This is a genomic window from Nostocoides sp. (assembly GCF_035343835.1).
Taxonomy (GTDB): Bacteria; Actinomycetota; Actinomycetes; order Actinomycetales; family Dermatophilaceae; genus Nostocoides_A; species Nostocoides_A vanveenii.
On record NZ_DAOQZV010000211.1, the window covers coordinates 1 to 5,724 of the forward strand.

At 69.8% G+C, this 5,724-nt stretch carries 6 protein-coding genes and 1 pseudogene; 5 read left to right on the forward strand and 2 right to left on the reverse strand.

Annotated features, from left to right (window positions below; genetic code table 11):
- Positions 1-585, reverse strand: a pseudogene (locus tag PKH97_RS13015) (hypothetical protein); the annotation flags it as partial.
- 9 nt (positions 586-594) lie between these two features.
- Positions 595-858 carry a hypothetical protein gene (locus PKH97_RS13020; RefSeq protein ID WP_324387925.1) on the reverse strand — a complete coding sequence of 88 codons (264 nt, stop codon included), beginning with the start codon at positions 856-858 and terminating at the stop codon, positions 595-597.
- 53 nt (positions 859-911) lie between these two features.
- On the opposite strand from PKH97_RS13020, the gene PKH97_RS13025 reads away from it, so the two are divergent.
- The 5 genes from PKH97_RS13025 to nadC are packed head-to-tail and all read left to right on the forward strand — an operon-like array spanning position 912 to position 5,724.
- Positions 912-1,817 carry a Rossmann-like and DUF2520 domain-containing protein gene (locus tag PKH97_RS13025; protein WP_324387926.1) on the forward strand — a complete coding sequence of 302 codons (906 nt, stop codon included), beginning with the start codon at positions 912-914 and terminating at the stop codon, positions 1,815-1,817.
- Complete coding sequence (panC, locus tag PKH97_RS13030) at positions 1,814-2,740, forward strand: pantoate--beta-alanine ligase (protein ID WP_324387927.1); 927 nt, start codon at positions 1,814-1,816, stop codon at positions 2,738-2,740. Before PKH97_RS13025 ends, panC begins: the two co-directional genes overlap by 4 nt.
- An 8-nt stretch (positions 2,741-2,748) precedes the next feature.
- Complete coding sequence (gene panD / locus PKH97_RS13035) at positions 2,749-3,174, forward strand: aspartate 1-decarboxylase (protein ID WP_324387929.1); 426 nt, start codon at positions 2,749-2,751, stop codon at positions 3,172-3,174.
- Positions 3,167-4,855 (forward strand): L-aspartate oxidase, encoded by a 1,689-nt coding sequence (locus tag PKH97_RS13040; protein ID WP_324387931.1) that lies wholly within the window; start codon positions 3,167-3,169, stop codon positions 4,853-4,855. Before panD ends, PKH97_RS13040 begins: the two co-directional genes overlap by 8 nt.
- The gene (nadC, locus tag PKH97_RS13045) at positions 4,852-5,724 is read left to right on the forward strand and encodes a carboxylating nicotinate-nucleotide diphosphorylase (RefSeq protein WP_324387933.1); all 873 of its coding nucleotides are present in this window, start codon (positions 4,852-4,854) and stop codon (positions 5,722-5,724) included. The genes PKH97_RS13040 and nadC overlap by 4 nt, the downstream gene beginning before the upstream one ends.

Consider the following 5,724-nt stretch of genomic DNA (forward strand, 5'->3'; position numbering starts at 1 on the left):
ATACGCCTCGTCGCGTGAGCGGCCGATCTCGATCCGCTCGCCGCGCACCCATCGGTCGACGCCACGGCGGGCGGGCCACCAGCGCGACGCCCAGGCACGGTCGCCTGCGGACACCGCCGACCCGAGCGACTCCCTTCCGGCACCGTCGACGAGCACCTCCCGCACTCGGCCGGAGGCATCCGCTTCGGCGACCACGCAGGGCACGACGTCCAGCCACTCATTCGCGATAACGAGCGCCGGCCCGAGGTCGTGCAGGTCGGGAATATCGGACCCGCCATCGGAACGACGCCACGCCACGGGGTGCGGAAGCCCTTGTGGTGCAACGACATCCACGCCGAGCAATCGCACATCAGCGGCAACCGGCGATGCCGCCAGGAACCCGAGCAACTCGCCCCGGCCGCTGCCGACATCGACGATCGTCGCGAGTCCCTCCCGCTCGGCCAGGCGTCCGATCGCGGAGGCGAAGACGACGCCAAGGGCGCCGTGACAGGACGTCGTGAAGTGACCGGCCGGACCGGAGGCGTCACGATAGAAGCCGCCCTCGGCATACAGGGCGTGCTGCCACGCCGTCGCCCAGGGGATCACCGGGTGAGGCTACGGCCGGGTGGGGTCCGCGTCATACTCGCCGATCGCATAGCGCAAGCGCTGGCCGATGTCCTCGAGGATGGCGGCGACCGAGTCCAGCCGGGCCGGCTCGTGCGGGTCGAGCAGCCCGACCGAGCGGCAGCGAGCGCCGAGGGTCTCGATGGCGGGGCCGGACATCGCCCCGCCACGCAGTTCTCCTTCGAATCGCCCCAGCACGGCGATCAGGACCAGGGCATCGCTGGTCAGGATGGGATTGGGCGTCGCCTCGGACATCGCAGTCCACCTCTCTCACGTGAGGCTGGCTTCCAGGATGACAGACTTGCCCGGTGACGTCGCCGCCGCCGCTGCTGCCTCCGGGCCGCCTTCGCGTCGGCATTGTCGGTGCCGGGAAGGTCGGCGCGGTCCTCGGTGCCGCCCTGGCCAATGCCGGTCATCTCGTCATCGGGGCCAGCGCCGTCAGCGCCGCGTCCCTTGCTCGCGCCGAAGCGCTGCTCCCCGATGTCCCGATCCTGCCGGTCGATGACGTGGTCGCGACCTGCGATTTGGCGGTTCTCGCCGTTCCCGACGACGCTCTCGCGCCGCTCGTCGCCGGCCTCGCGACCACGGACGTATGGCAGCGTGGTCAGCTCGCGCTGCACACCTCTGGGCGCAGCGGGCTGGGTCCGCTCGCCCCCGCGATCGCCCTCGGCGTGGGCGGCATGGCCATCCATCCGGCGATGTCCTTCACCGGGACGGTGATGGACATCACGCGCCTGCGGGACTGCTGCTTCGGTGTGACGGCGCCTCCAGACCTGCTGGCCCCCGCCCAGGCCCTGGTCGTCGAGATGGGCGGCGAGCCGGTGATCGTCGACGAGTTCGACCGGACGCGTTATCACCTCGGCCTGGTCCACGGCTCGAACTACCTGATCACTCTCGCCGCCCAGGCTGCGCAGATCCTGCGCGGAGCCGGGATCGAGGACACCGACCGCATGCTGCGACCTCTGATGAGCGCTGCCCTCGACAACGCGCTGCGCTCGGGTGACGCCGCTCTCACCGGACCCGTCGCCCGCGGCGATGCCGGTACGGTTTCCGAGCACCTCCACGTGCTCGCTTCCGAGTCCCCGGATGTGCAGGCGGTCTACCGCGTCCTCGCGGAGGCCACCCTTCGCCGGGCGGTCGACGGTGGCCGATTGGCGCCCCACTCCGCTTCGACGCTCGACCAGGTTCTCCACCCCCAGGAGGAAGCACCGTGACTGCGACCACAACGACGACGCCGGTTGTCGCCCGGACCCGCGATGAGCTGCGTGCGGCGCGAGCCGCGTTGAGCGGCAAGGAGATCGCCGTCGTGATGACGATGGGTGCCCTTCATGAGGGCCATGCGACGCTGATCGAGCAGGCTCGCGCCGAGGCCGACCACGTAATCGTGACGATCTTCCTCAATCCGCTGCAATTCGGGCCGAAAGAGGATCTCTCGCGCTATCCGCGGACCTTCGACTCCGACCTGGAGATCTGCAGCCGGTATGGCGCCGATCTGGTCTTCGCACCTACGCCCGATGTCATTTATCAGGACGGCGACCCGGGCGTCCGGATCTCAGCCGGGCCCTTGGGGACGCTGCTCGAAGGACATTCGCGCCCAGGGCATTTCGACGGCATGCTCACCGTCGTCGCCAAACTCATGCACCTGAGCGCAGGCACTCGCTTCTATTTCGGGCAGAAGGATGCCCAGCAGTTGCTGCTCATCCGGCGGATGGTGCGCGATCTCGATTTCCCGGCCCGAGTCATCTCGGTGCCCACGGTCCGGGAGCCCGACGGACTGGCGATGTCTAGCCGCAATACCTACCTGACCGAGAGCGATCGCGAGGTCGCGTTGTCCCTCTCCCGGGCCCTGCGCGCCGGAGCGGCAGCGGCACCCGAGGGACCCTCGGCCATTCGTCGCGCAGCCCGTGGAGTCCTGGTCGCCGAGCCGCTCGTGCTCGTCGATTATCTCGTGCTCGTCCATCCGACGACCCTGCGTGACGTCCCGGAGTGGTATCGCGGCGAGGCCCTGCTCGCGGTGGCCGGCAAGGTCGGCACCACCCGGTTGATCGACAATCTGCCCGTGCTCGTGGGTCCGGGCGGCGGAGCCCTGGACGTCTTCAGCAATCCCGACGATCTCGGCGCCGCCGAGCCGATGTGAGGACACCGATGCAACGCATCATGCTGCACAGCAAAATCCATCGAGCCACCGTCACCCAGGCCGACCTGCACTACGTCGGCTCGATGACAATCGACCGCGACCTGATGGACGCCGCGAACCTCCTTCCGGGACAACAGGTCGACGTCGTCGATGTCGACAACGGCAACCGGCTGACGACCTATGCCATCGAGGGCAAGCGAGGCTCTGGCACCGTCTGCATCAATGGCGCCGCGGCCCGGCTGATCTCCCCGGGAGATCTGGTCATCGTGATCGCCTACGCGATGATGGACGATAAGGAGGCGCGCAGCTTCGAGCCGCAGGTCGTCTTCGTCGACACGTTCAACCGGATCGTCGAGGTCGGCCACGACGGCGGCGACGTCCCGGACGGCTACGGGCTCAAGACGTCGGCCGTGACCAAGCGGCGTCATGGCTGACCACACGGAGTTGCCCGAGGTGCAGATCCCCCGCTATCTGCTGGCTGGGGAGCCGGGGTGGAGGACCGAGGCCGATGTCATCGTCGTCGGCTCGGGGATCGCCGGGCTGACCTGCGCGCTGCGACTGCGCGAGCAGGTGGACCGGGTGTTGCTCGTGACCAAGACCGTGCTCTCTGCCGGGTCCACGGCCTGGGCCCAGGGCGGCATCGCGGCCGCGCTCGACCCGGAGGACTCACCCGAGGAGCACCTCCAGGACACACTGGTCGCCGGCGTCGGGCTGTGCGACGAAGCCGCAGTCCGGGCCTTGGTCACCGAAGGGCCGGAGCGCGTGCACGAACTCGTCGCTCTCGGAACGGAATTCGATCGTGCCGCGGACGGCGGGATCCTATTGACCCGCGAGGGTGGGCATCACCGCGACCGGATCGCGCATGCCGGCGGGGACGCGACGGGGGCCGAGATCTCGCGCGCATTGATCGCCGCGCTCGATCGCGTCATCACCGACCCGGGCATCGAGGTCATTGAGCACGCCCTCGTCGTCGACCTGCTGCAGGATGCCGGCGGACGGGTGGCGGGCGTGACCTTGCACGTGATCGGCGAGGGCGACCACGACGGGGTGGGCGCGGCATACGCCCGCGCGGTGGTGCTCGCCACCGGCGGACTGGGGCAGATCTACGTCTCGACCACCAATCCCAGCGTCGCGACCGGTGACGGCATGGCGGCGGCGCTGCGGGCCGGGGCCCAGCTGACCGACCTTGAGTTCGTCCAGTTTCATCCCACGGTGCTCTTCCTCGGTGAGAGCGCGCAGGGGCAGCAGCCGCTGATCTCGGAAGCCGTCCGCGGCGAAGGGGCCTTCCTCGTCGACAAGGACGGCGTGCGTTTCATGCAGGGCGTGCACCCGATGGCCGACCTGGCGCCGCGCGATGTCGTGGCGCGGGCCATCGTCGCGCGGATGGCGCAGACGGGCAGCGATCACGTGTGGCTCGATGCGCGGCACCTCGGAGCCGCGTTCTTGGAGAAGCGATTTCCGTCGATCGTTGCGCGCTGCCGGGAGCTCGGCATCGATCCCGCAACACAACCCATCCCCGTCGCGCCCGCGCAGCACTACGCCTCCGGCGGCGTGTGGACCGACCTCGCCGGCCGCTCCACTCTCGACGGCCTGTATGCCTGCGGTGAGACCGCCTGCACCGGCGTCCACGGCGCCAACCGGCTCGCGTCGAACTCCCTGCTCGAAGGTCTGGTCTTCGCACACCGGATCGCGGACGACATCGCTGCGCGGGTGACGGCGGGCGAGTTGGCGCCCGGCGCGCCGCTGCCGCCCGGCGGCGACACGGGCCTGCTCGATCCCGCGAGCCGGGCGGAGGTTCAGCGGGCCATGACAGCGGGAGCCGGACCGGTGCGCACGGCTGAGTCGACGCGGCATACGCACGCGGTTCTTGCGGAGCTGGTCGGGAGGTCCAGCGCTGAGCAGCCGACGACACAGGCGTGGGAGACAACGAATCTCGCGCATCTGGGGCTGGCCTTCTGTGTCGGCGCGCACGCGCGCGAGGAGACGCGGGGCGGGCACGAGCGTGCCGACTTCCCCGAGCGCGACGACCGGCATTGGCTCGGCCATCTCTCGCACGTGCGGACCGAGGATGGGGTCGCACTGACGTATATGGCGCAGGAGGAGTCGCGGCGATGACGGTGGAATTCCCGGTGGCGGACGCCCGGCGGGTGGTGCGCGAGGCGCTGATCGAGGATCTCGGCGGACTCGACGGCATCGATATGACGACCGCCGCGACGATCGACCCGGCGGCCCGTGAGCGCGGGCACGTCGTCGCCCGGGAGGCCGGCGTCATCGCCGGGTTGCCGGTGATCGCGCTCGTGGTGGACGAGGTCGCGGGCATCACCCGAGGCGGCACCGTGGACGTGCGTCTGCTGGGTGCGGACGGCGACCGGGTCGTGGCCGGGCAGGTGATGGCCGAGCTGGACGGGCCGGCGACGACGATCCTGACCGCGGAGCGGACCCTGCTCAACATCATTTCCCGGCTCTCGGGAGTCGCCACCGTGACCCGGCAATGGGCCGATGCCCTGGCCGGCACCGGCACGACCGTGCTCGACACGCGCAAGACGACACCGGGCTTGCGGGCGCTGGAGAAGTATGCCGTGCGTGCCGGTGGCGGCACCAACAAGCGCATGGGCCTGTATGACGTGGCGATGATCAAGGACAACCACAAACTGGCGGCGGGCTCGATCACCGCGGCCTACGAGCGGATCCGGGCACGCTTCCCTGACGTGCCCATCCAGGTCGAGGTCACGACCGTCGACGAGGCCCGTGAAGCGGTGGCCGCCGGCGCGCGATTCGTGATGTGCGACAACATGTCGCCGGAGTTGCTCGGCGAGACGGTCGCCGCGATCCGCGCGAACGGTGCGAGCGTCGAGATCGAAGCCACCGGCGGCCTGACGCTCGCCAAGGCCCCCGCCTATGCCGCCACCGGCGTCGACTATCTGTCCGTTGGCGCCTTGACGCATTCCGCGCCGATCCTCGACGTCGCCCTCGACCTGGTCTGA